The following is a 20,610-nucleotide window of genomic DNA, read 5'->3' on the forward strand; positions in this document are numbered from 1 at the left end:
CGAGATGAGATCAAAGTCCTTCCATGGGACCTCAGAAGCCCATCATTCTGTACGGCGTGAAGCCCCCGCACCGGATCCAGGAGATCGCCGCGCGCGCCGGCCTGAGCCCGGCCACCGTGGACCGGGTGCTGCACCAGCGCGGCGGCGTCCGGGACAGCACCGCCCGCCGGGTCCACCGGGCGGTCGCCGAGCTGGACCGGGAGTCCGAGCGCGGCCGGGTGCTGACCGTCGACCTGGTGCTGCCCGCGAGCTTCGGCGCGGACGTGCCCGCGGCGCTCGACCCGGACCTGCCGATCCAGGCCCGCACCCACCTCACCGACGACCCGGCCGGCGCGCTCGACCAGGTCGCCCGGTCCCGCTCGGACGGGGTGATCGTGCTGGCTCCGCCGCTGCCCGAGGTGACCGACGCGGTGGCCCGGCTGGACGTGCCGGTGGTGACGCTGAACGTGGACCTGCCGGCCGGGAAGCGGATCGCGCACGTCGGGGTGGACGACTTCGAGGCCGGGGCGACCGCGGCGTACCTGGTCGAGCAGTGGCTGCACGAGCGGGCCGGCGACGTGCTGGTGGTCGGCGGCCGGGCGGCGGAGCGACGGGTGGCCGGGTTCCGGTCGGTGCTCGGCCCGGCCCGGCGGCTGCACCTGCTGACCGGTCCGGATCAGGCGCGGGCCACGCTGGCCGGGACTCCGACAGTCCGCGCGGTCTACGCGCCGGCCGCCGCCGGCTGCGCCGAGGTGGTCGCCGCGTTCGCGGCCGAGCAGCGCAACTACGACGTGTTCGTGGCGCACGGCCTGGACCCGGACACCCTGGCCCTGCTGCGGGCCCAGCAGATCTCCGCGGTGCTGCACCAGGACCTGCGGGCCGACCTGCGGCACGCGTGCCGGGCGATTCTGCGGGCGCACGGGGTGCTGCCCGGGCCGATACGCTCGCACCCGGCGGCCGTCGGAATCTTCACCCCGTTCAACGTTCCGGTGTCCTGATCCGCGGCAGTCGTTCGTCATGCCGGTGAGACCTGAGAAAGGGAGACCGATGAAGTACATGATGTTCGTCTGCACCGACACCGAGCCGGAGACCGACCTGGCGGCCCCGGACATCGAGAAGTGGGTGGCCGAGAACGACGCCAGCGGCCGGCGGGTGCTGGGCAACCAGCTGGTCTCGCCGGAGGCGGCCACCACGGTCCGGGTCCGGGGCGGCGAGCTGCTGCTCACCGACGGCCCGTTCGCCGAGACCAAGGAGGTGATCGTGGGCTTCGACATCCTGGAGTGCGCCGACCTGGACGAGGCGATCGAGGTGGCCCGCGCCCACCCGATGGCCTGGCACGGGCGGGTGGAGCTGCGGCCGTACCACGGTGGATGAGGTCTTCTTCCGCGAGTCGTTCAGCCGGATCGCCGCCACGCTGATCCGGCTGACCGGCGACTGGACGCTGGCCGAGGACTGCGCGATGGACGCCATCGAGGCGGCCCTGCGGCGCTGGCCCCGGGACGGGCGGCCGGACAACCCGGGCGGCTGGCTGATGACCGCCGCCCGGAACCGCGCCATCGACCAGATGCGGCGGGCCGCGATGGCCGACCGGAAACTGCGCGACCTGGCGCTGCTGCGGGACGACGAGCCGGCCCCGGAGGGCGACGACCGGCTCCGGCTGATCTTCACGTGCTGCCATCCGGCGCTCGCCGTCGAGTCCCGGGTGGCGCTCACCCTGCGCACCGTGGCCGGCCTGCCGACCCCGGAGGTGGCCCGGCTCTTCCTGGTCAGCGAGGCGGCGATGGCCCGGCGGCTGTCCCGGGCGAAAGGCAGGATCGCGCAGGCCGGGATCCCGTACCGGGTGCCGTCCGGCGCCACGCTGACCGAGCGCCTGCCCAGCGTGCTCGCGGTGCTCTACCTGCTCTTCACCCGCGGCTACGACGGCGAGCCGGCGCTCGAGGCGGAGGCGATCCGGCTGGCCCGGCTGCTCGCCGCGCTGATGCCGGCCGAGCCCGAGGTGTCCGCGCTGCTGGCGCTCTGCCTGCTGCAGCACTCCCGCCGGGCGGCCCGGCAGGATCCGGCCGGCGACCTGATCACCCTGGAGCACCAGGACCGGTCCCGGTGGGATCACGCCGCGATCGCCGAGGCGGTCGGGCTGCTCGCCGGCCGCCCGGTCACCGGGCCGTACGCCATCCAGGCGCACATCGCCGCCGGGCACGCGACCGCGCCGGACTTCGCGGCGACCGACTGGCCGGCGCTGGCCGGGTGGTACGACCAGTTGGCCCGGGTGCACCCGTCGCCGGTGGTCGAGGTGAACCGGGCGGTGGCGCACGGCTACGCGTTCGGCCCGGCCGCCGGGCTGGCGGTGCTCGCCGGGGTGCGCGACGCCCTCGCCGGGTACGCCCCGGCGCTGGCCGCCGAGGCCGACCTGACCGAGCGGGCCGGTGACACCGCGACGGCCGCCGAGCTGTTCCGCCGGGCCGCGGCGGCGGCCGGCTCGGAGGCGGAACGACGGGCGCTTCTCAAGCGAGTCGGTTGACTCTCGGTTGCAGCGGTCAGCCCGCTCCACCCGGTGCCGAATCAGCGGGTACCGACGAGGAGAGGGAACGACAATGGCCGGAAACCGTGGGCTGGGGCAGTGGTGCCGGGACCGTAAGGTCTCCACCAAAGTGCTCGCGGTCGCCGGCGTGGCGATCGCCGGGACGGTGGTCACCGGGGTTCTCGCGGTGACCGGCATCGGTGACATGACGAGCACGCGGAACGGCGAGATCGGCCGGATGCTGCCCTACGCCACGCACCTGAACGACGCCGCGCTGTCGCTCAAGTCGGCGGCCAACGACGAGCGGGGCTTCCTGCTCACCGCCGACCCGAAGTTCGCCAAGGAGGCCCGGGGCCGGCAGGAGAAGGTGTCCGCGTCGCTGGACGCGGCGCGCGAGCTGGCCGGTCCGGACGCCGGGAAGGTGGACGCGATCCAGGCGGCCACCGAGAAGTGGTTCGCCGCGGTGGAGTCGGAGTTCGCCCTCTACGAGACCAAGCCCAAGGCGGCGACCGCGCTGGCCCTGGGCGAGAACCGGGACCTGCGCAAGGCCTACGAGGGCCTGCTCTCCGAGGAGATCGGCGCGGCCAACGGGCGGCTGCTGGCCGGCAAGGCGTTCGACGACACCGCCGACCGGACCCGCACCCTGGTGATCGTGGCGCTCGGGCTGGCGCTGCTGCTCGGCGTGGGCAGCGCGCTCTTCGTGGCCCGGCTGATCATCGTGCCGCTGCGCAGGGTGAGCGGCATCCTGGACAAGGTCGCCGACGGTGACCTCACCGGCGACCCGGACGTGCACCAGCGCGACGAGCTGGGCCACATGGCCGACTCGCTGCGCGCCGCCACCGCCTCGCTCCGGCAGACCGTCACCGACCTGGCCGCGCACTCCGAGTCGCTGGCCTCCGAGGCCGGCGCGCTCGCCGCCACCAGCAAGCAGAGCACCACCAGCGCCGAGCAGGGCGCGCAGCAGGCCGCGACGGTCGCCGACTCGGCGGCCACCATGTCGCTGAACATCCAGACCGTGGCGGCCGGCTCGGAGGAGATGGGCGCGTCGATCCGGGAGATCAGCGAGAGCGCCACCCAGGCCGTGCAGGTGGCCAACCGGGCGGTCGAGGTCACCCGGAACACCAGCGCGGTGATGGCCAAGCTGGGCGACTCGTCGGCGGAGATCGGCGACGTGATCAAGACGATCACCTCGATCGCCGAGCAGACCAACCTGTTGGCGCTGAACGCGACCATCGAGTCGGCCCGGGCCGGCGAGATGGGCAAGGGCTTCGCGGTGGTGGCCAGCGAGGTCAAGGAGCTGTCCCAGGAGACCGCCCGGGCCACCGAGGACATCGGTCAGCGGGTGGCCGCGATCCAGGCGGACACCGCCGGCGCGGTCGCCGCGATCGAGGAGATCAGCGAGATCATCGGGCGGATCAACGACTTCCAGACCACCATCGCCTCGGCGGTGGAGGAGCAGACGGTCACCACTCAGGAGATGAGCCGCAACGTCACCGAGGCTGCCGAGGCCGGCTCCCGGGTGGCGCACACGATCACCGGCGTGGCCTCGTCGGTGCAGCTCACCACGGTCGGTGTGGCCGAGGCCGACCGGGCCGCCACGCACCTGGCCGGGATGTCCACCGACCTGCGGCACATCGTCGAGCGCTTCAAGCTGTAGTCCGGAAGACCCCGCCGGCCGCGATCACCACCAGGTGGCGATCGCGGCCGGCCGCATGCGACACCCTTTCCGGTACGGCCACCGTCCGCCAGTCGAGGCCGTCCACCGACTCCCACAGCCCGCCCCCGCCGGCCACCACGAAGCGTCCATCACCCCTGATCAACGCCTGCACCCCGGTCGGCGCCCCGCCGAACGTGCCGAGCTCCCGCCAGACCCCGTCGTGCAGCCGCCAGGCGCCGAAGGCGGTCCCGCGCGGCCCGGCCGCCAGCACATCGTCGCCGTCCCGGACCAGCCGCTGCAGCTCGGTGAACCCCTCGGCGGCCGGCGGGTCCAGGCGGTCCCACCGGCGACCGTCCACACTGGTCCAGGCCGCCGCCCGGCCGTTCCGGCTGCCCGCCACCAACCAGCGCCGGTCGGCCAGCTCGACGACGTCGCGGGCCGCGGTGCCCGGCCCGGCCAGCCCCGGCGCGTCCTCGAACAGCGTGACCGTCCGCCCGTCCGGGGCCAGCCAGGCGGCCGCGCCGGACGAGCGGTTGCCGGCGATGGCCAGCCCGTCCGGGCCGGCCGCCAGGTGCGCGACGTCGACCGCGGTGTCCCCGCCGTAGGTCTCGAACGGCGCCGGGTTCTCCGCCATCCGGCCGTCCGGGAGCCGGCTCCAGGAGCTGATCCGCAGGTTGCCGTGCGCTCCGCCGGGCGCGCCGCCGAGCATCGCGACCCGGTCGCCGGCGCAGGCCACCTGGGAGATCACCTGCTGCGGGCCGTACGGGCTGCCGGGCAGCGGGACGAAGTCGACCGGGGTCCAGGTGATGGCGTCCGGGCTGCGCCAGGCGGCCGGCCGGGGGGTGCCCGCGGCGGTGCGGAGGGCGCCGGCGACGTACCAGGAAGCGCCGCACGCGGCGGCGGCCCGCAGCGTCGCGCCGGCCGCGCCTGGAAGATCCACTCTGGTCCAGGCCGGCTCGGCCGGCCGGTCCTTGCAAGCCGCGAGCAACACGGTGACGACCAGGCCGCAAGAAATCCAGGCTCTCATGAAAGATCCAAGCAATTCGCCGGTAAAACGGAACTGACTCTTGTGGAGCAGATCACAGGAATTCTATGGTCGGCGACATGTTCGCTCCGCCCCGCTGGGCCGCTCTCCTGACCACACCGCTGGTCACCCTCGGCGTGGCGATCGGTCTGTCCGATGCCGCCGCTGCCCATCCGTCCTCGATCACACCCGCGGCCACCCGGGCCGCTCTCGATCCGGCCCTGGTCACCGGGCGCGGCGCCACCGTCGCGTTCACCGAGCAGGAGGCCGAGCACGCCGTCACCACCGGCGCCGTGCTCCCGGCCAGCCGGACCGCGTACACGCTCGCCGCCGAAGCCTCCGGCCGCTCCGCGGTCACCCTGGACCCGGGCGAGTACGTCGAGTTCACCCTGCCCAAGGCCGCCAACGCGATCACCGTGCGGTACAGCATCCCGGACGCCCCGACCGGCGGCGGGATCACCGCGCCGCTCTCCGTCGGCACCCCGGGCGGCACCCGCACCATGACGCTGACCTCGCAGTACTCCTGGCTCTACAACCAATACCCGTTCACCAACGACCCGCAGGCCGGGCTGCTGCACCCGGACTGGTGGATCACCGAGTGCGGCTGCGTGCCGGCCGCCACCGAGCCGGCCCCGGAGATCAGCAAGCCGTTCCGGCCGATGCACTTCTACGACGAGCAGCGGCTCGCGCTGGGCCGCACCTACCGGGCCGGCGACAAGATCCGGCTGACCGCGCGCCAGGTGCCGACCACCATCGACCTGCTCGACTCGGAGCTGGTCGGCGCGCCGAAGGTCGACCTGAAGGCGGTCAACGTGCTGCTCTTCGGCGCCGACCCGACCGGCCGGCGGGACTCGGCGACGGCCATCGAGAAGGCGATCGCCTTCGCCAAGAAGGTGCACCGCGCGGTCTACCTGCCGCCCGGCACTTTCCAGGTGAACCGGCACATCATCGTCGACGACGTGACCATCACCGGGGCCGGGAACTGGTACACCACGGTCAAGGGCCGGGAGGTCCCGCTCTCGTCGCCCGCGCCGGACGGCTCGGTGCACACCGGCGTCGGCTTCTACGGCAGGGACGCGGCGGACGGCGGCTCGCGCAACGTGCACCTGGCCGACTTCGCGATCGAGGGCGACGTGCGTGAGCGGATCGACACCGACCAGGTCAACGCGATCGGCGGCGCGATGAGCGACTCGACGATCGAGCGCCTCCACATCCAGCACACCAAGGTCGGCCTCTGGTTCGACGGTCCGATGGCGAACATCAGGATCACCGGCAACGTCATCGTCGACCAGATCGCCGACGGGCTGAACTTCCACACCGGGGTCACCGGGTCGCTGGTGCGGGACAACTTCGTCCGCAACACCGGCGACGACGGGCTGGCCATGTGGTCGGAGAAGGTGGCGAACAGCGGCAACACCTTCGACCGGAACACCGTGCAGACGCCGACCCTGGCCAACGGGATCGCGATCTACGGCGGCACCGACAACACGGTGTCCCGGAACCTGATCGCCGACCCGATCCGGGAGGGCAGCGGGATCCACGCCGGCTCGCGGTTCGGCGCCGAGGCGTTCACCGGGCACCTGTGGATCACCGACAACACCGTGGTGCGGGCCGGGACCTACGAGCTGAACTGGAACATCGGGCTCGGGGCGATCTGGTTCGAGGCGCTCGACTCCAGCATCGACGCGGACATCCGGGTGACCGGCGACCACTACCTGGACAACACCTACAACGCGATCATGCTGGTCTCCGAGTGGGGCGTGAAGGACCTGTACTCGATCACCGGGGTGCACTTCCGGGACATCCGGGTGGACGGGGCCGGGACCAGCGTGGTCAGCGCCCGGACGGCCGGCGGCGCCACCTTCGAGAACGTGGACGCGCGCAACGTCGGCGCGGTCGGGGTGAACAACTGCGGTTCGTTCCACTTCACGCCGAGCGGGTCCGAGTTCACCCTCAGTGACCTTGGGGGTAACGATGGGGAGTGGCTCGGGCCGTACCTGCCCAACGTGATCACGTGCAACGACCGTCCCGCGGTGGTTCCGCCTCCGCCGCCTTCCCCCTGGTGACCTTTCTTTGATCCGCCTGCGGCCGTACCCGAGAATTCGGGTGCGGTCGTTGTGCTTGGTAGCCTTGTCGTCGCATTTGCCGCCGCTGGAGAGAAGTTGGGAACTACGTTGAGTCAAACCCTGCTGGTCACCGGTGGCGCCGGATTCGTCGGTAGTGCCCTGGTCAAGTCGCTGTTGACCGAGTTCCCCGGCGCCGCCGTGGTCTCGCTGGACAACTACTTCACCGGCAGCCCGGAGAACCACGTGCACGACCCCCGGGTGACGTACCTGGAGGGTTCCACCGCGGACCTCGCCAAGATCTGGGCGGACCGCGGGCTCCCCGCGCCGGAGCTGGTCTTCCACCTCGGTGAGTACAGCCGGATCGTGCAGTCGTTCGAGGACCACGACCTGACCTGGGACTTCAACCTGCTGGGCACCAAAGAGGTGGTGAAGTTCGCGGCCGGCAAGGGCGCCAAGCTGATCTACGCCGGCTCCAGCTCGAAGTTCGGCAACGACGGCGACGACGAGAACCTGAACCCGTACGCCTGGACCAAGGCGAAGAACATCGAGTACATCAAGAACTACTCGAACTGGTACGGGCTGGACTACGCGATCACGTACTTCTACAACGTCTACGGGCCGGGCCAGATCGGCAACGGCAAGTACGCCACCGTGATCGGCATCTTCGAGCGGCAGTACCTGGCGGGCGAGCCGCTGACCGTGGTGTCGCCCGGCACGCAGACCCGCGACTTCACCCACATCGACGACATCGTGCGCGGCATCGTGCTGGTCGCCCGGGGCGGGGCCGGCGACGGCTACCTGCTCGGCACCGGCCGTGAGTGGCAGCTGGCCGACGTGGCGAAGATGTTCGGCGCCGAGATCAGGATGATCCCGGCGCTGCCCGGTGAGCGGGTGCGCGGTCAGGCCGACCTGACCAAGGCGGGCAGCCTGGGCTGGCACCCGCAGACCCAGCTCGACGACTACATCGCGAAGTTCGTGGCGGCCCACCCGCGCTGATCGCGGCTCGTCGGTGACCACCCACGGACAATGAAGGGGTCGGCGATCGCCCTGGACGCGCCAGCGGCCAGATCGCCGACCCCGGCCCGCGCGGGAGCATGCGATCTGCACCCGCGCGGACCTGCGTATATGAAGATTTTCTAGCCGGTCGCTCGCGGCCGTGAGGTGACCGCCGAGAGCGGCGTCGCGACGTCTTCGAGAGACTTCCCCTCCGCGTCGACGCCCAGGAAGATCTCGACGATGCCGCCGATGGCCATCACCGCCGCGCCGATCAGATAGCCGATGAACAGCTTGCCCGGGTCCTCGCCCTCGCCGATCAAGGCTCCGTAGAACACCGGCCCGATCGCGCCGAAGCACTGGGCGATCGCGAAGAACACCGCGATGGCCTGCGCCCGGATCTCCAGCGGGAAGATCTCGCTCACCGTCAGGTACGCCGAGCTGGCGCCGGCCGACGCGAAGAAGAAGATGATGCACCAGGCGATGGTCTGGGTGATCGCGTTGAGCATCCCGGCGTTGAACATGAACGCGCTGATCGCCAGCAGCACACCGGAGAGCAGATAGGTCCCGGCGATCATCTTGCGCCGGCCGATCACGTCGAACAGGTGCCCGATGGTCAGCGGGCCGATCAGGTTGCCGGCCGCGAAAGCGATCAGGTAGAGCGGCGCGTTCTTCTCGTCCACCCCGTAGAAGTTGGTCAGCACCAGCGTGTAGGTGAAGAAGATCGCGTTGTAGAGGAACGACTGCGTGATCATCAGGGTGGCGCCGAGGATCGACCGTTGGGGCAGCTGTTTGAACAGCACCCGCAGCAGCGACAGGTAACCGTGGTCCTGGGTCGGCCGGATGTCGATCGCCTTGGACTCGTCGACCGGCGCGAGGGTCTGCCCGGACGACTCCACGGCCTGCTCGATCTGCCGGATGTTGTCCTCCGCCTCGGCCTCCCGGCCGTGCATGATCAGCCACCGCGGGCTCTCCGGCAGGTGCTTGCGCAGACCCCAGATGCAGGCGCCGATGATCGGCCCGATCAGGAAGCCGAGCCGCCAGCCCCAGTTCAGGTCCATCTGGTTGAGCAGCACGAACGTGCCCAGGGTGCCGAGGATCGCGCCACCCCAGTAGGTGCCGTTGACGCCGATGTCCACCCGGCCGCGATACTTCGCCGGCATCATCTCGTCGATCGCCGAGTTGATCGCGGCGTATTCGCCGCCGATGCCGGCGCCGGCGATGAATCTGGTGAGATACAGGAAGATGATCGCGACCACACCGTTGCCCCAGGTCAACGCGGTCAGAGCGTTGCCGACCAGGTAGACGCCGAGGGTCACGATGAAGAGGTTCTTGCGGCCGAGTTTGTCCGAGAGCCGGCCGAAGAACAGCGCGCCGAACACCTCGCCGAGCAGGTAGACGGTCGCGATCGCACCGACCTGGGTGCTGCTCAGCGCGAGGGTTTCCTTTTCGGTCAGCACCGGACCGATCGCGCTGGCGATGGTGATCTCCAGGCCGTCGAGCACCCACGCGGTGCCGAGCGCCAGGATCATTCGGGTGTGGAACGGGGACCAGCTCAGCCGGTCGATACGTGCGGGGATCAGGCTCCGGATCGTTCCTGCGTCGCCGGCCGGGGCGGGAGATCCCAGACTCTGCGCCATGGGGTGGACCTCCAGTGTCGTGATGTAGCTCACGCATTACCCACCGTGCCGCCTACCATGCACAGACATGGATTCGATCGGGGTGGGCGTCGTCGGTCTGGGTTGGATGGGACGGGTGCACACCCAGGCGTATTCCCGTTTGCCGCAGCACTACCCGGGGTTGCCGGCGCCGCGTCTGGTGGCCGGCGCCGACGAGGTGCCGGGCCAGGCGGCCGGCTTCGGGTTCGAGTCGGTCACCACCGACTGGCGCGAGCTGCTCGACGACCCGCGGATCGACGCGGTCAGCATCACCGCGCCGAACTTCCTGCACCGCGAGATGGGCGCGGCGTTCGCCGCGACCGGGCGGCACATCTGGATCGAGAAGCCGGTCGGGCTGAGCGCCGCCGACGCGCGGGCCATCGTCGGAACCGGTCAGGTCAGCGTCGGCTTCAACTACCGGCACGCGCCGGCCGTGCAGCGGGCCCGGGCGATCCTGCGGGCCGGCGGGATCGGCCCGGTCACGCACGCCCGGTTCCGCTTCTTCAGCGACGACGCGGCGGCCCCGGACGCCGCGCTGACCTGGCGCTTCGAGCGGGAACGCGGCGGCAACGGGGTGCTCGGCGACCTCGGCGGGCACGCCGTCGACCTGGTGCGGCACCTGCTCGGCGAGATCGACACGGTGGTTGCGGCGGACCGCGCGATCTTCATCGCGGAACGGCCGGCGCCGAGCGGCGCCACCACCGGGCACCAGCGCGGCACCGGGCCGCTGCGACCGGTGCAGAACGACGACTGGTTCGCCGCGCTGCTGCGGACCGCCGGCGGCGCCCGGGTGGTGGTCGAGGCGAGCCGGGTCGCGGCCGGGGAGCAGAACCACTACGGCTTCACCATCCATGGCACGCGGGGCCTGCTGAGCTGGGACTCCCGGCGGATGGGGGAGCTGGTGACGGATCGGCGGACGATCTTCGCGGGTCCCGGGGACGGGGAGTACGCGGCGTTCCAGCCGGGGCCGGGGATCGCGATGAGCTACGACGACCTGAAGGTGATCGAGGCGGGGTTGTTCCTGCGCTCGATCGTCGAGGGCGTCCCACACGGCGCCACCATGCCCGACGCGATCCGCGCCGCCGAGGTCCTGGAGCAGATCGAGGCGTTCGGCGGCTGAGCCGGCGCGGGCAGCCCGGCCGGCCGCGGTGCCGGCCAAGGTCACCGGCGACGACGGTTACACCGAAAGGGTCGTCTCGTCACCTTCACGAAGTAGCGGCAAAACCGGACAGGGCGCGGCCGATCAGTCGCACTCTGTCCGGTTTTGATCCCTAGGCCGGGTCGAGGGCCAGCGCGTCGAAGATGAAGTTCGGGCTGAGGAACGTGGCGCCGCTGCTGCCCGAGATCGTGGAGATCGACAGGGTGTTGCCGCCGGTCCTCAGGGCGCTCGCCGGGATGGTGAACGTGTACGTGGTGTTGACGCCGCGCCAGGTGCCCCGGGTGACGTTGCGGCTGTCCAGGTTGGCCGGTGCCGGGGACGCGGCGGACGGCGACGAGTAACCGCCGATGCTGACCGCGGGACGGCCGCCGGCGAAGCTGGACGTGGTGCCGATCCGCAGCCTGACGCCGCCGGCCGGGACCGAGGCCAGGGTGAAGCCCAGCGCCACCGGCGAGTTGACCGACTTGAACTCGGCCATCGGGAAGCTCGCCGCGCCACCGGAGACGGTGTACGGGCCGCCGGTCCAGGACGACATCCGGCTGTCCGACGGGTGCATCGTCTCGATCTTGTCGGCGTTCCGGAAGCCGGCCGGGGTGCCGTCGAACGTGCCGAGCTGGAAGAGCGTGCCGGCGGCCGGGACGCTGCCGGTCATCGCCAGGCCGGTGGTCGCGCCGGCCGTCACGGTGATCGTCTTGGTGCTGCCGACGGCCAGCTCACCGGCGTAGAGCGTGGCGGTGTAGGTGCCCGGCTTGACATGCCCGATGACGAACCGGCCGGACTTGACCTGACCCCAGTACTGGCCGGTCGGGCCGGCCAGCGCGACCGTCGCCCGCAGGCCGTTCCAGCGGCCGCCCGCGGTGCCGCTCACGCCGCCGCGCTGGGCGTTGGAGAGCATCCCGGGGAGGTAGGCGCTGAGGAAGTCCATGCTGTGCACGGTGGGCGCCGCGCCGTCGGTGACCGCCAGCGCGTACGGGCCGTGCAGACCCAGCCGCAGCGGCTCGGTCTGCTGGTGCCCGCTGAACATGTAGTGGGTGATGTTGACCGCGGTCCCGGTGTCGTTCACCTCGATGTCCCGGAAGAACGGGCCACCCGAGGTCATGTCGTTGGTGCCGGGGATGAGGAAGGCGCCGTGCCCGTTCCCGCCGGCGCCGAACGGGGTCTGCGCGATCAGCCGCTGCGAGCTGTAGAACTTCGACGCGGTCTGCCCGTTGGCGAAGGCGAACACGTCGGAGCCCTCGACCGTCGCCGTGGTGCCGGCCGTCCGCGCCGCCACCGGGGACGTGGTCAGCAGCGAGCTCTTCAGCCGGGTGATGAACCGGGCCTCACCCGGGTTCAGCGCCTTGGTGATGTTCGTGGCCAGGTAGACCACGTTGTCGCCCTTGCGGGCGAAGTAGTACTGGGTCACCCCGATTGCCGGGTTCGTGGCGCTGACCAGGATCGAGCTGCCGCCGTTGAAGGTCTGGCCGGTGACCGTGGCGGACGACCAGCCCGACTCGAACTGCCCGGCCGCCTGACCGGAAGCGGCCAGCTCGGTGCCGTTGTGCTTCAGCGACGTCATGGTGCCGTTGGTGGTGTTGAACGCCAGCGTCAGGCCGGTGCCGGTGTCGAAGGTGATGCTCGCCGCGGCGTTCGCCCAGGGCTGGCCGCCGAGCAGACCGGCGCCGGCCAGCACCGCGACCGTGGCGATGCCGGCGGCGAGGAGCTTGCGGCGCTGTCGGATGGGGGTGGGGGTCATGCGAGGTGGTGTCCGCCAGGGCCGGAAAGGTTGCTCCCGGCCGCGACTGATTTCGGTCAGGCAGGGTGAGCACCGGCCGGGCCCGGGTGGTGCCGGGTTCCGCGGAGGCGCAGGTGCGAGCGGTTCCCGGTCGACCGGACCGGATCTGCTGGTGACGAACGGCATCGTGGCTTGCAGGTGCGAAGGAATAGGGTGGACGGCATGACGGTGTTCCCGATCGGCGAGGCGGCCGAGTTGCTCGGGGTCAGCCCGGACACGGTGCGCCGCTGGGTCGACGCCGGGCGGCTCGCCGCGACCCGGGACGAGCACGGGCGCCGGGTGATCGACGGGGTGGACCTGGCGGCATTCGTCCGGGCCCAGGCCGCCGAGCCGGACGAGCGCGCCGACACCTCGTCGGCCCGCAACCGGCTGCGCGGGATCGTCACCGCGGTGGTCAAGGACACCGTGATGGCTCAGGTGGACATCCAGGCCGGACCGTTCCGGGTGGTGTCGCTGATGAGCCGGGAGGCCGTCGACGAGCTGGATCTGCGGGTCGGCTCGGTCGCGGTGGCCGTCATCAAGTCCACCACCGTCGTGGTGGAGCGGGCCAGTCGGGGGAGGACCGGGTGAGACGAGCGGGGATCGCGGCGCTGGCGCTGGCGTTCGGGCTGGCCGGCTGTGGTGCGCCGGCCGCGGGGGAGAGCAGCACGATCACGGTCTTCGCGGCGGCCTCGCTCACCGAGTCGTTTACCTCGCTCGGCAAGCAGTTCGAGGACGCGCACCGGGGCACCACGGTGAAGTTCAACTTCGCCGGCAGCTCGGCCCTGGCCACCCAGATCAACCAGGGCGCCCCGGCCGACGTGTTCGCCTCCGCCGCGCCGACGAACATGGCCGCCGTCACCAGCGCGGTGTCACCGGTGACCTTCGTGAAGAATCAGCTGGTGATCGCCACCGCCAAGGGCAACCCGAAGCAGATCACCGGCCTGGCCGACCTCACCCGGCCGGGCCTCAAGGTCGCGCTCTGCGCCCCGGAGGTGCCGTGCGGCGCGGCCGCCGGGACCGCCGTCGAGGCCGCCGGTGTCGAGCTCACCCCGGTCACCCTGGAGCAGGACGTGAAGGCGGCGCTCGCCAAGGTCAAGCTCGGCGAGGTGGACGCGGCCCTGGTCTACCGCACCGACGCCGCGGCCGCCGCGGCCGCTCTGGACGCCGTCGAGTTCCCGGAGTCGGCCACGGCGATCAACGAGTACCCGATCGCCGTGCTCAAGGGCGCCGCCAACCCGGCCGGCGCGCAGGAGTTCGTCGACTACGTGCGCTCGGCCGACGGCCTCCGGGTGCTGACCGCGGCGGGGTTCCAGGCGCCGTGACGCGACAGCGGGTCCCGGTCGCGCTGCTGGTGCCGGCGATCGGCGGGCTGATCTTCCTGATCCTGCCGCTGGCCGGGCTCCTCTGGCGGACCCCGTGGTCCACGCTGCTGCAGCGGCTCACCGAGCCGGCGGTGGCCGCGGCGCTGAAACTGTCGCTGCTCACCGCGAGCCTGGCCACCCTGCTCTGCCTGGTCCTCGGCGTCCCGCTGGCCTGGCTGCTGGCCCGGGTGGTGTTCCCCGGCCGGCGCCTGGTCCGGGCGCTGATCACGGTGCCGCTGGTGCTGCCGCCGGTGGTCGGCGGCATCGCGCTGTTGCTCGCCCTGGGCCGGCGCGGCCTGCTGGGTGGCTGGCTGGACGAGACGTTCGGGGTGAGCCTGCCGTTCACCACGGCCGGGGTGGTGGTCGCCGAGGCGTTCGTGGCGCTGCCCTTCCTGGTCATCTCGGTGGAGGGCGCGCTGCGTGGCGCCGACACCCGCTACGAGGAGGCCGCCGCCACCCTCGGGGCGAGCCGCTGGACCACCTTCACCCACGTGACGCTGCCGCTGGTGGCGCCCGGGATCGCGGCCGGCGGGGTGCTGTGCTGGGCGCGGGCGCTCGGCGAGTTCGGCGCGACGATCACCTTCGCCGGGAACTATCCGGGGATCACCCAGACCATGCCGCTCGCCGTCTACCAGACCATGGAGAGCGGCGACCTGGACGGCGCGGTGGTGCTCAGCCTGATCCTGCTGGCCGTCTCGGTCACCATCCTGGCCGCGCTGCGCGACCGCTGGCTGGCGGCGCCGTGAGCCTGGACGCGCGCCTGGTCGTCCGGCGCGGCGACTTCCGGCTGGACATCGCGCTGTCGATCGGCGCCGGCGAGACGGTCGCGCTGCTCGGGCCGAACGGAGCCGGCAAGACCACCGCGCTGCGGGCCCTGGCCGGGCTCACCCCGCTCACCGACGGGTTCGTGACCATCGACGGCCGGGACCTGTCGGCCGTCCCGCCCGAGGACCGCCGGGTCGGCGTGGTGTTCCAGGACTACTTGCTCTTCCCGCACCTCAACGCCCGGGACAACGTGGCGTTCGGGCCGCGCCGGCAAGGCGTCGACCGGCGCGCCGCGCACGCCGTCGCGGAGCGCTGGCTGGACCGGGTCGGGCTGGCCGGGCTCGGCCGGCGCAAACCCCGGGACCTGTCCGGCGGGCAGGCGCAGCGGGTCGCGCTGGCCCGGGCGCTCGCCGTCGAGCCGGCGCTGCTGCTGCTCGACGAGCCGCTGGCCGCACTGGACGCGCGGACCCGGCTGGAGACCCGGGCCGAGCTGCACCGGCACCTGGCCGCGCATCCGGGGGCGACGCTCCTGGTCACCCACGATCCGCTGGACGCGCTGGTGCTGGCCGACCGACTGGTGATCGTCGAGGACGGGCGGGTGGTGCAGGAGGGCGACGCGGCGACGGTCACCGCCCGGCCGCGCACCGACTACGTCGCGCAGCTGGTCGGGCTCAACCTGTTCCGGGGGCACGGCGACGGTCACGCCGTACGGGTGACCGATGATCTCGTCCTGACCGCGACCGACATCGTGCACGGTGACGCGTTCGTCGCCTTCCCCCCGGCGGCCGTCGCGGTGCACCCGCGGCAGCCGGACGGCAGCCCGCGGAACACCTGGCCCGCGGTGCTCACCGACATCCAGCGGCACGGCGACAACCTGCGGGTCCGGCTGGCCGGGCCGATCGTGGTGGCCGCCGACATCACCCCGGCCGCGGCGGCGCAGCTGGACCTGCGGCCGGGACGGGAGCTGTGGGCGGCGGTCAAAGCGAGCGAGACCCGGGCCTACCCAGCGGCTTGAGGATCCGCGCGGTCAGCCGGCACCAGTCGTCCAGCTCGTCCGGGGTGAGCCCGGCGAACCATTCGGCGATCGCGGCCTCGTCCCCGGCGTCCCGGGACGCCCAGTAGCGCGCCCCGGCCTCGGTCGGGACCAGGCGCCGGCGACGCCGGTCGGCCGGGTCCGGCTCGATCCGCAGCATGCCCTTGCGCTCCAGCGCGCCGACCAGCTGCGCCACGTTCTGATGGGTGCTGCCGAGCGCCGCCGCGGCCTCGGTCACGGTCGGCCCGTCCAGCGCGTGCACCGCGGTGAGCAGCGCGGCCTGCTGGGTGGTGAGCCCGTCGGCGCGCAGCCGGTCGTCCATCAGGTAGCGCAGCCGCTGGGCCAGGACCAGGGAGAACCGGAACGCCCGCACCGGCGGGGCGAGCCGCGAATCCGGGCCCAGATCGAAGAGGGTCTGTTCCGGCTCTGACATTCGCAATATATTACACACATGGTCCGCAATATATTGCCTAGTTCCGGGATCTGCCTGCTGCCGCACTGCGCCTACCTCTCCCAGACGTCGCGCATGATCGAGATCTACCGGGCGCTGCGGGACCGCGGCGTCATCCCGCGCGTGGCCACCCACGGCGGCACCCACGAGTCCGCGCTGCGCGCGGCCGGCATCGACTACGACCTGGTCGGGCCGCGGATGGACGACGAGCGGTGCGCCCGTTTCCTGCGCGAGCAGCCGAGCACCGGGCCGGTCGGGCAGAGCGCCTACAGCGACGCCGAGCTGCGGGCCTACGTGCTGGCCGAGGCGGACTACTTCACCGCCCACCGGATCCACACCGCGGTCACCGGCTTCACCCTGACCACCACGCTCTCCACCCGGCTGGCCGGTGTCCGCCTGGTCAGCGAGCACTCGGCGAGCTGGGTCCCGCCGATCTTCGAGCGCGGCCTGCTCCCGGCCCCGTCCCAGCCGCTCCTGGGGATCCGCTCGGCCTGGTTGGCGAACCGGATGCCGCCCCGGGTCAGGTTCTACTGTGGCGGGTTCAACCGGCTCGCCCGGGAGCTGGGCGTTCCCGGGATCCCCAGCGTCGCCGCGCTGGTCCTCGGTGACCTCACCCTGGTCACCGAGGACCCGGTGGTGCTCGGTGTCAGCCGCCGCGACATCGAGGCGTGGCGTCCCGGGCGCGGCTACCGCCCGGAGACCCGGCTGCGGGTGACCGGGCCGCTCTTCGCCCACCTGCCGATCCCGTTGCCCGCCGAGATCGCGGAGTTCCTGGACGTCCCGGTCCCGGCCGGCGCCCACGGCTCTCCCGGACCCGTCGAGACAACGGTGAGCGCCGGCCTTGCGCACGCCGACCAGCCGGGTCGCTCACGGCGGAGTCGCCGGCCGGTGATCTATGTCGCGATCACCTCCAGCCCGCCGTCGCTGGTCCGCGCGGTGGTGCGGGCGCTGCGGCCGCTCGGCGCCCGGATCCTGGTCGCCGCGACCGTGCACGACCTCGCCGACCTCGCCGACGACCAGGTCATGGTCGGCGGCGTGCTGCCCAGCCACCTGGTGATGCCGCGGGTCGATCTCGCGGTGACCGCCGGCGGGCAGGGAAGTGTGCAGACCGCGATGGCCGCCGGGGTGCCGCTGCTCGGCATTCCGCTGCAGCTGGAGCAGGACCTCAACGTGACGCTGCTGGAGCGGCGCGGGGCGGCCCGGTGGGTGGCGCCGCGGCAGGCCGGGTCGTCGCGCCTGACGGCGCTGGCGAGCGAGCTGCTCACCGACGGTCGATACCGGCGCGCGGCGGAGGCGATCCGCGAGGTCTATGCCGCGACCGACGGCCCGGCCAACGCCGCGGAGCAGATTCTTTCGGTACGCCCATAGCGGGGCCGCCGGTGGCCGAGCCGCATCGCTGTCCCGCCCGTGACCGGGCCCCGTGAACGGCCCGCGCCGGGCCGCTGCCGCCCGAGGTCGCGGCGCGCCTCCGGGTTCCCCGGCTGGCGCGTACGGGTCCTTCCGGGCTCGCGAGACACCGCTCAGCACCAGCCGGGGCCTGCACCCGCGGTGTTCTCAGGCGGCCGGGACCAGGTCTCCCGGGTAGGTCGTGCCCAGCTCCTGGAAGACGGCGGCGTTCAGCGCGAACGCGTGCCGCGCCTCGGCGACCAGGGTGTCCAGCTCGGTGGGTGGCAGGGCGAGGGCGTCCAGGCGGGCGCGGTAGGCGGCCTTGTAGACCTTCGGGTCCGGGATCCGGTCGAAGCGGTAGAACGCCGTCCCGGCCCGGCCGAGGCCGTAGACGGTGGCGACCCGGCTGCCGACCAGCTGGCCGCCGGAGAGGTCGCCCAGGTAGCGCACGTAATGGTGGGCCACGAAGTGGGCCGGCGAGGTGGAGCAGCGCTCGCGCAGCCGGGCGGTGTACGCCCGGGTGGCCTCGATCGGCTCGGCGGCGGACGGCCAGTCCGGGCCGTACAGGTGGGCCAGATCGGACTCCAGGGCGGCGACCCGGGCGAGGGCGGGATCGGCGAAGCCGCCGGCCACCGGGTCCTCCAGCATGGCCGTGGCGGCGCTCTCCAGCTCCCGGTAGATGAACAGATATTGCGCGGTCAGGGCGGCGAAACCGGCCGGCGGGACGGCCCCGCCGAGCAGCCGGGTGACGAAGCCGCGGGTCTCGGCGTCGCGATGCCCGGCCATGGTGGCCCTGCGGAGGCGTGCGGCGAATCCGGTCATCTGGCGGCTCGTCCTTCCTCGGGGTTGCCGGTCCGACGGTAGTGATCCTTACGATGGGGGTGAGCCGGCCGGGAATCGTTGCGGAATTCCCGGCCGGTTCGTCCTCACGCGCAAGCATCGCGGCGGTCAGGCGAAGGTAGCTCGCCTGACCGCCGGGACCAGCCTTGCCGTTCTTCCCGCTCAGCCTCCCAGGCTCGTCGCGGCCGCCGCGATCGACGAGGCGAAGTAGCTGACCTGGGTGTAGACGCCCGGCTTGTTCGGCCGCGCGCACCCGTCGCCCCAGCTCACGATGCCGACCTGGACCCAGGCGTCGGACGCGTTCCGGCGGAACATCGGGCCGCCCGAGTCGCCCTGGCAGGTGTCCACCCCGCCGGAGGTGTAGCCGGCGCAGATCTCGTCGGTCGCGATGATCTCGCCGTTGTACATCGAGCGGGAGTTGCAGGTGGCGTCACTGACGAACGGGACGGTCGCCTTGAGCAGGTAGCGCTGCTGCGAGCCGCCCTCGGTGGCGGCGCCCCAGCCGGCGATGGTGAAGGTGCCCGAGTCGTACGCGGTGGTGGTCGTGATCGGCAGCGTGGCCACGCCGTTGACCGGGCTGGACAGCCGGATCAGCGCCCAGTCCTTGCCGCTGCCGGTGTAGCCGGGCGCCCGGTAGACGTAGTTCGACTTCCGGGTGATCCGGCTGGACGAGTTCAGGTCGACCACGCCGAGGGTCGCGGTGATCGAGCTGTTCGCGCCGGTCCGGCCGACGCAGTGCGCCGCGGTGAGCACCAGGTTGGGGCTGTACAGGGCGCCGCCGCAGCCCATCGACAGCCGGACCATGAACGGGAACTCGCCCTGTGCCGCCCGGGTGCCGCCGACCACGTTCGCGTCGGCGTGGGCGGCTCCGGGGGCGGCCAGGACGCCCATCGTCGCTGCGGTGAGGAAGGCGGCCAGGAGGGTCAGCCATCTGCGCATCTTCGGTTCTCCTCGGTCCCGGGGGTGCGCCCGGGTGGGGCGCTGAGGAGAGAATTTCATTCACATCTATGAATGCGGCTATCTCAAACCGGTCATACCGTCGGGTAGCCGCCCGCGCCCTCTCCGCGCCGCCGATCTCCTGCCCCATGTCGCTGATCGAAGCATGGAAATTTCTTGTTGACTAGGCTTCGTCATAGTCGTAATTTTCATCGGCAACAGCCGTCGATGAAAAGGATGTCCGACGTGACCGGAGAGAGCGGTGTCACCAGCAGTGACTTCCTGCACCGGATCCGGACCGTGGTGGACCGGGTCGGCGCCGGTCAGAGCGAGGAGAAGCGGCGGGCCGCCGAGCTGCTCACCACAACGGTCCGTAGTGGCGGGGTGATCCAGGCCTTCGGCTGCGGCCACTCCGAGGCGTTCGCCATGGAGATAGCCGGCCGGGCCGGCGGGCTGGTGCCGACCAACCGGATCGCGCTGCGCGACATCGTGCTCTACGGCGGCGACCCGCTCGACGCGCTGGCCGACCCGATGGTGGAGCGCGACACCGCGATCGCCCACCGGCTCTACCAGCTCGCCCCGATCAAGCCGGACGACGCCTTCGTGATCGCCTCGAACTCCGGGATCAACGGCGCGGTCGTCGAGATGGCGCTGCTGGTCAAGGAGCGTGGGCACCCGCTGGTGGCGATCACCTCGGCGGACCACTCGGCCGGCGTCGCGTCCCGGCACCCGAGCGGGCGCAAACTCGGCGAGATCGCCGACGTGGTGCTGGACAACGGGGCGCCGTACGGCGACGCGGTCCTGCCGCTCCCGGGCGGCGGCGCGGTCGGCGCGGTCTCCTCGATCACCGCGGCGCTGCTGGCCCAGCAACTGGTCACCGACGTGGTCGCCAACCTGCTCGACGCCGGGGAGACCCCGCCGGTCTACCTGTCGGACAACGTGCCCGGCGGCAAGGAACACAACGCGCGACTGGAAGCGCGGTACGCCGGGCGCATCCGGCGTACCGCCTAGGGATCTCGATCCCGACC

General features: G+C 72.1%; 19 protein-coding genes. 13 read left to right on the plus strand and 6 right to left on the minus strand.

Annotated elements, in window-relative coordinates; all coding sequences use genetic code 11:
• The first annotated feature begins 23 nt into the window (after window positions 1-23).
• The 4 genes from BJY16_RS10645 (at window position 24) to BJY16_RS10660 (ending at window position 4,154) form a co-directional block, all read left to right on the plus strand.
• Window positions 24-977 (plus strand): LacI family DNA-binding transcriptional regulator, encoded by a 954-nt coding sequence (locus BJY16_RS10645; protein WP_185039199.1) that lies wholly within the window; start codon window positions 24-26, stop codon window positions 975-977.
• A gap of 49 nt (window positions 978-1,026) precedes the next feature.
• Complete coding sequence (locus BJY16_RS10650) at window positions 1,027-1,353, plus strand: YciI family protein (RefSeq protein WP_185039201.1); 327 nt, start codon at window positions 1,027-1,029, stop codon at window positions 1,351-1,353.
• Window positions 1,346-2,497 carry an RNA polymerase sigma factor gene (locus tag BJY16_RS10655; protein WP_185039202.1) on the plus strand — a complete coding sequence of 384 codons (1,152 nt, stop codon included), beginning with the start codon at window positions 1,346-1,348 and terminating at the stop codon, window positions 2,495-2,497. Before BJY16_RS10650 ends, BJY16_RS10655 begins: the two co-directional genes overlap by 8 nt.
• Before the next feature lie 73 nt (window positions 2,498-2,570).
• Complete coding sequence (locus BJY16_RS10660) at window positions 2,571-4,154, plus strand: methyl-accepting chemotaxis protein (RefSeq protein WP_185039203.1); 1,584 nt, start codon at window positions 2,571-2,573, stop codon at window positions 4,152-4,154.
• Here the strand turns inward: BJY16_RS10660 and BJY16_RS10665 are convergent.
• Window positions 4,144-5,181: a hypothetical protein gene (locus tag BJY16_RS10665; protein WP_185039204.1), complete on the minus strand. Its 1,038-nt coding sequence runs from the start codon at window positions 5,179-5,181 to the stop codon at window positions 4,144-4,146. The two genes, BJY16_RS10660 and BJY16_RS10665, sit on opposite strands and share 11 nt — an antisense overlap.
• 77 nt (window positions 5,182-5,258) lie before the next feature.
• On the opposite strand from BJY16_RS10665, the gene BJY16_RS10670 reads away from it, so the two are divergent.
• Both BJY16_RS10670 and BJY16_RS10675 read left to right on the plus strand, forming a co-directional pair.
• The gene (locus BJY16_RS10670; protein ID WP_239177837.1) at window positions 5,259-7,244 is read left to right on the plus strand and encodes a glycosyl hydrolase family 28-related protein; all 1,986 of its coding nucleotides are present in this window, start codon (window positions 5,259-5,261) and stop codon (window positions 7,242-7,244) included.
• A gap of 108 nt (window positions 7,245-7,352) precedes the next feature.
• Entirely contained in the window at window positions 7,353-8,240 is an 888-nt protein-coding gene (locus BJY16_RS10675) for an NAD-dependent epimerase/dehydratase family protein (protein ID WP_185039206.1), read from the plus strand.
• 140 nt (window positions 8,241-8,380) lie between these two features.
• On the opposite strand, the gene BJY16_RS10680 is transcribed toward BJY16_RS10675, so the two are convergent.
• On the minus strand, window positions 8,381-9,877 hold the full coding sequence (locus BJY16_RS10680) for an MFS transporter (RefSeq protein ID WP_185039207.1): 1,497 nt from the start codon (window positions 9,875-9,877) through the stop codon (window positions 8,381-8,383).
• 67 nt (window positions 9,878-9,944) lie between these two features.
• Between BJY16_RS10680 and BJY16_RS10685 the strand changes: the two genes are divergently transcribed.
• Window positions 9,945-11,015: a Gfo/Idh/MocA family protein gene (locus tag BJY16_RS10685; RefSeq protein ID WP_185039208.1), complete on the plus strand. Its 1,071-nt coding sequence runs from the start codon at window positions 9,945-9,947 to the stop codon at window positions 11,013-11,015.
• A gap of 151 nt (window positions 11,016-11,166) precedes the next feature.
• Here BJY16_RS10685 and BJY16_RS10690 read toward each other — a convergent pair whose 3' ends face one another.
• On the minus strand, window positions 11,167-12,789 hold the full coding sequence (locus BJY16_RS10690; protein WP_185039210.1) for a rhamnogalacturonan lyase B N-terminal domain-containing protein: 1,623 nt from the start codon (window positions 12,787-12,789) through the stop codon (window positions 11,167-11,169).
• A gap of 201 nt (window positions 12,790-12,990) precedes the next feature.
• Here BJY16_RS10690 and BJY16_RS10695 point away from each other — a divergent pair, with 201 nt between their 5' ends.
• From BJY16_RS10695 to BJY16_RS10710, 4 genes are read left to right on the plus strand one after another with little or no spacing between them, the layout of a single operon-like run.
• Window positions 12,991-13,398 (plus strand): TOBE domain-containing protein, encoded by a 408-nt coding sequence (locus BJY16_RS10695; protein WP_185039212.1) that lies wholly within the window; start codon window positions 12,991-12,993, stop codon window positions 13,396-13,398.
• Window positions 13,395-14,132 (plus strand): molybdate ABC transporter substrate-binding protein, encoded by a 738-nt coding sequence (gene modA / locus BJY16_RS10700; RefSeq protein ID WP_185039214.1) that lies wholly within the window; start codon window positions 13,395-13,397, stop codon window positions 14,130-14,132. Before BJY16_RS10695 ends, modA begins: the two co-directional genes overlap by 4 nt.
• Window positions 14,129-14,917 (plus strand): ABC transporter permease, encoded by a 789-nt coding sequence (locus BJY16_RS10705; protein WP_185039216.1) that lies wholly within the window; start codon window positions 14,129-14,131, stop codon window positions 14,915-14,917. The genes modA and BJY16_RS10705 overlap by 4 nt, the downstream gene beginning before the upstream one ends.
• Window positions 14,914-15,951 carry an ABC transporter ATP-binding protein gene (locus BJY16_RS10710; protein WP_185039218.1) on the plus strand — a complete coding sequence of 346 codons (1,038 nt, stop codon included), beginning with the start codon at window positions 14,914-14,916 and terminating at the stop codon, window positions 15,949-15,951. The genes BJY16_RS10705 and BJY16_RS10710 overlap by 4 nt, the downstream gene beginning before the upstream one ends.
• On the opposite strand, the gene BJY16_RS10715 is transcribed toward BJY16_RS10710, so the two are convergent.
• Window positions 15,914-16,402, minus strand: a complete 489-nt coding sequence (locus BJY16_RS10715) for a MarR family winged helix-turn-helix transcriptional regulator (RefSeq protein WP_185039220.1) — start codon at window positions 16,400-16,402, stop codon at window positions 15,914-15,916. The two genes, BJY16_RS10710 and BJY16_RS10715, sit on opposite strands and share 38 nt — an antisense overlap.
• Before the next feature lie 18 nt (window positions 16,403-16,420).
• On the opposite strand from BJY16_RS10715, the gene BJY16_RS10720 reads away from it, so the two are divergent.
• A complete protein-coding gene (locus BJY16_RS10720; RefSeq protein ID WP_185039222.1) occupies window positions 16,421-17,788 on the plus strand; it encodes a glycosyltransferase in 1,368 nt (455 codons plus the stop codon).
• A 186-nt stretch (window positions 17,789-17,974) separates the two neighbouring features.
• Here BJY16_RS10720 and BJY16_RS10725 read toward each other — a convergent pair whose 3' ends face one another.
• Window positions 17,975-18,628: a biliverdin-producing heme oxygenase gene (locus tag BJY16_RS10725; RefSeq protein ID WP_185039223.1), complete on the minus strand. Its 654-nt coding sequence runs from the start codon at window positions 18,626-18,628 to the stop codon at window positions 17,975-17,977.
• A gap of 180 nt (window positions 18,629-18,808) precedes the next feature.
• Window positions 18,809-19,585: a S1 family peptidase gene (locus BJY16_RS10730; protein ID WP_185039224.1), complete on the minus strand. Its 777-nt coding sequence runs from the start codon at window positions 19,583-19,585 to the stop codon at window positions 18,809-18,811.
• Between the two features lie 243 nt (window positions 19,586-19,828).
• Between BJY16_RS10730 and BJY16_RS10735 the strand changes: the two genes are divergently transcribed.
• Entirely contained in the window at window positions 19,829-20,593 is a 765-nt protein-coding gene (locus BJY16_RS10735; RefSeq protein ID WP_275408089.1) for a sugar isomerase domain-containing protein, read from the plus strand.
• Window positions 20,594-20,610 lie beyond the last annotated feature (17 nt).

Origin of the sequence: Actinoplanes octamycinicus (genome assembly GCF_014205225.1) — a bacterium.
GTDB classification, from domain to species: Bacteria; Actinomycetota; Actinomycetes; order Mycobacteriales; family Micromonosporaceae; genus Actinoplanes; species Actinoplanes octamycinicus.

Excerpts from the sequence above, each read along its gene's own strand:
- BJY16_RS10645 (WP_185039199.1), top strand. The coding sequence starts at position 24 with ATGGGACCTCAGAAGCCCATCATTCTGTACGGCGTGAAGCCCCCGCAC.
- BJY16_RS10650 (WP_185039201.1), top strand. The coding sequence starts at position 1,027 with ATGAAGTACATGATGTTCGTCTGCACCGACACCGAGCCGGAGACCGAC.
- BJY16_RS10660 (WP_185039203.1), top strand. The coding sequence starts at position 2,571 with ATGGCCGGAAACCGTGGGCTGGGGCAGTGGTGCCGGGACCGTAAGGTC.
- BJY16_RS10665 (WP_185039204.1), bottom strand. The coding sequence starts at position 5,181 with ATGAGAGCCTGGATTTCTTGCGGCCTGGTCGTCACCGTGTTGCTCGCG.
- BJY16_RS10670 (WP_239177837.1), top strand. The coding sequence starts at position 5,259 with ATGTTCGCTCCGCCCCGCTGGGCCGCTCTCCTGACCACACCGCTGGTC.
- BJY16_RS10680 (WP_185039207.1), bottom strand. The coding sequence starts at position 9,877 with ATGGCGCAGAGTCTGGGATCTCCCGCCCCGGCCGGCGACGCAGGAACG.
- BJY16_RS10685 (WP_185039208.1), top strand. The coding sequence starts at position 9,945 with ATGGATTCGATCGGGGTGGGCGTCGTCGGTCTGGGTTGGATGGGACGG.
- BJY16_RS10690 (WP_185039210.1), bottom strand. The coding sequence starts at position 12,789 with ATGACCCCCACCCCCATCCGACAGCGCCGCAAGCTCCTCGCCGCCGGC.
- BJY16_RS10695 (WP_185039212.1), top strand. The coding sequence starts at position 12,991 with ATGACGGTGTTCCCGATCGGCGAGGCGGCCGAGTTGCTCGGGGTCAGC.
- BJY16_RS10715 (WP_185039220.1), bottom strand. The coding sequence starts at position 16,402 with ATGTCAGAGCCGGAACAGACCCTCTTCGATCTGGGCCCGGATTCGCGG.
- BJY16_RS10720 (WP_185039222.1), top strand. The coding sequence starts at position 16,421 with ATGGTCCGCAATATATTGCCTAGTTCCGGGATCTGCCTGCTGCCGCAC.
- BJY16_RS10725 (WP_185039223.1), bottom strand. The coding sequence starts at position 18,628 with ATGACCGGATTCGCCGCACGCCTCCGCAGGGCCACCATGGCCGGGCAT.
- BJY16_RS10730 (WP_185039224.1), bottom strand. The coding sequence starts at position 19,585 with ATGCGCAGATGGCTGACCCTCCTGGCCGCCTTCCTCACCGCAGCGACG.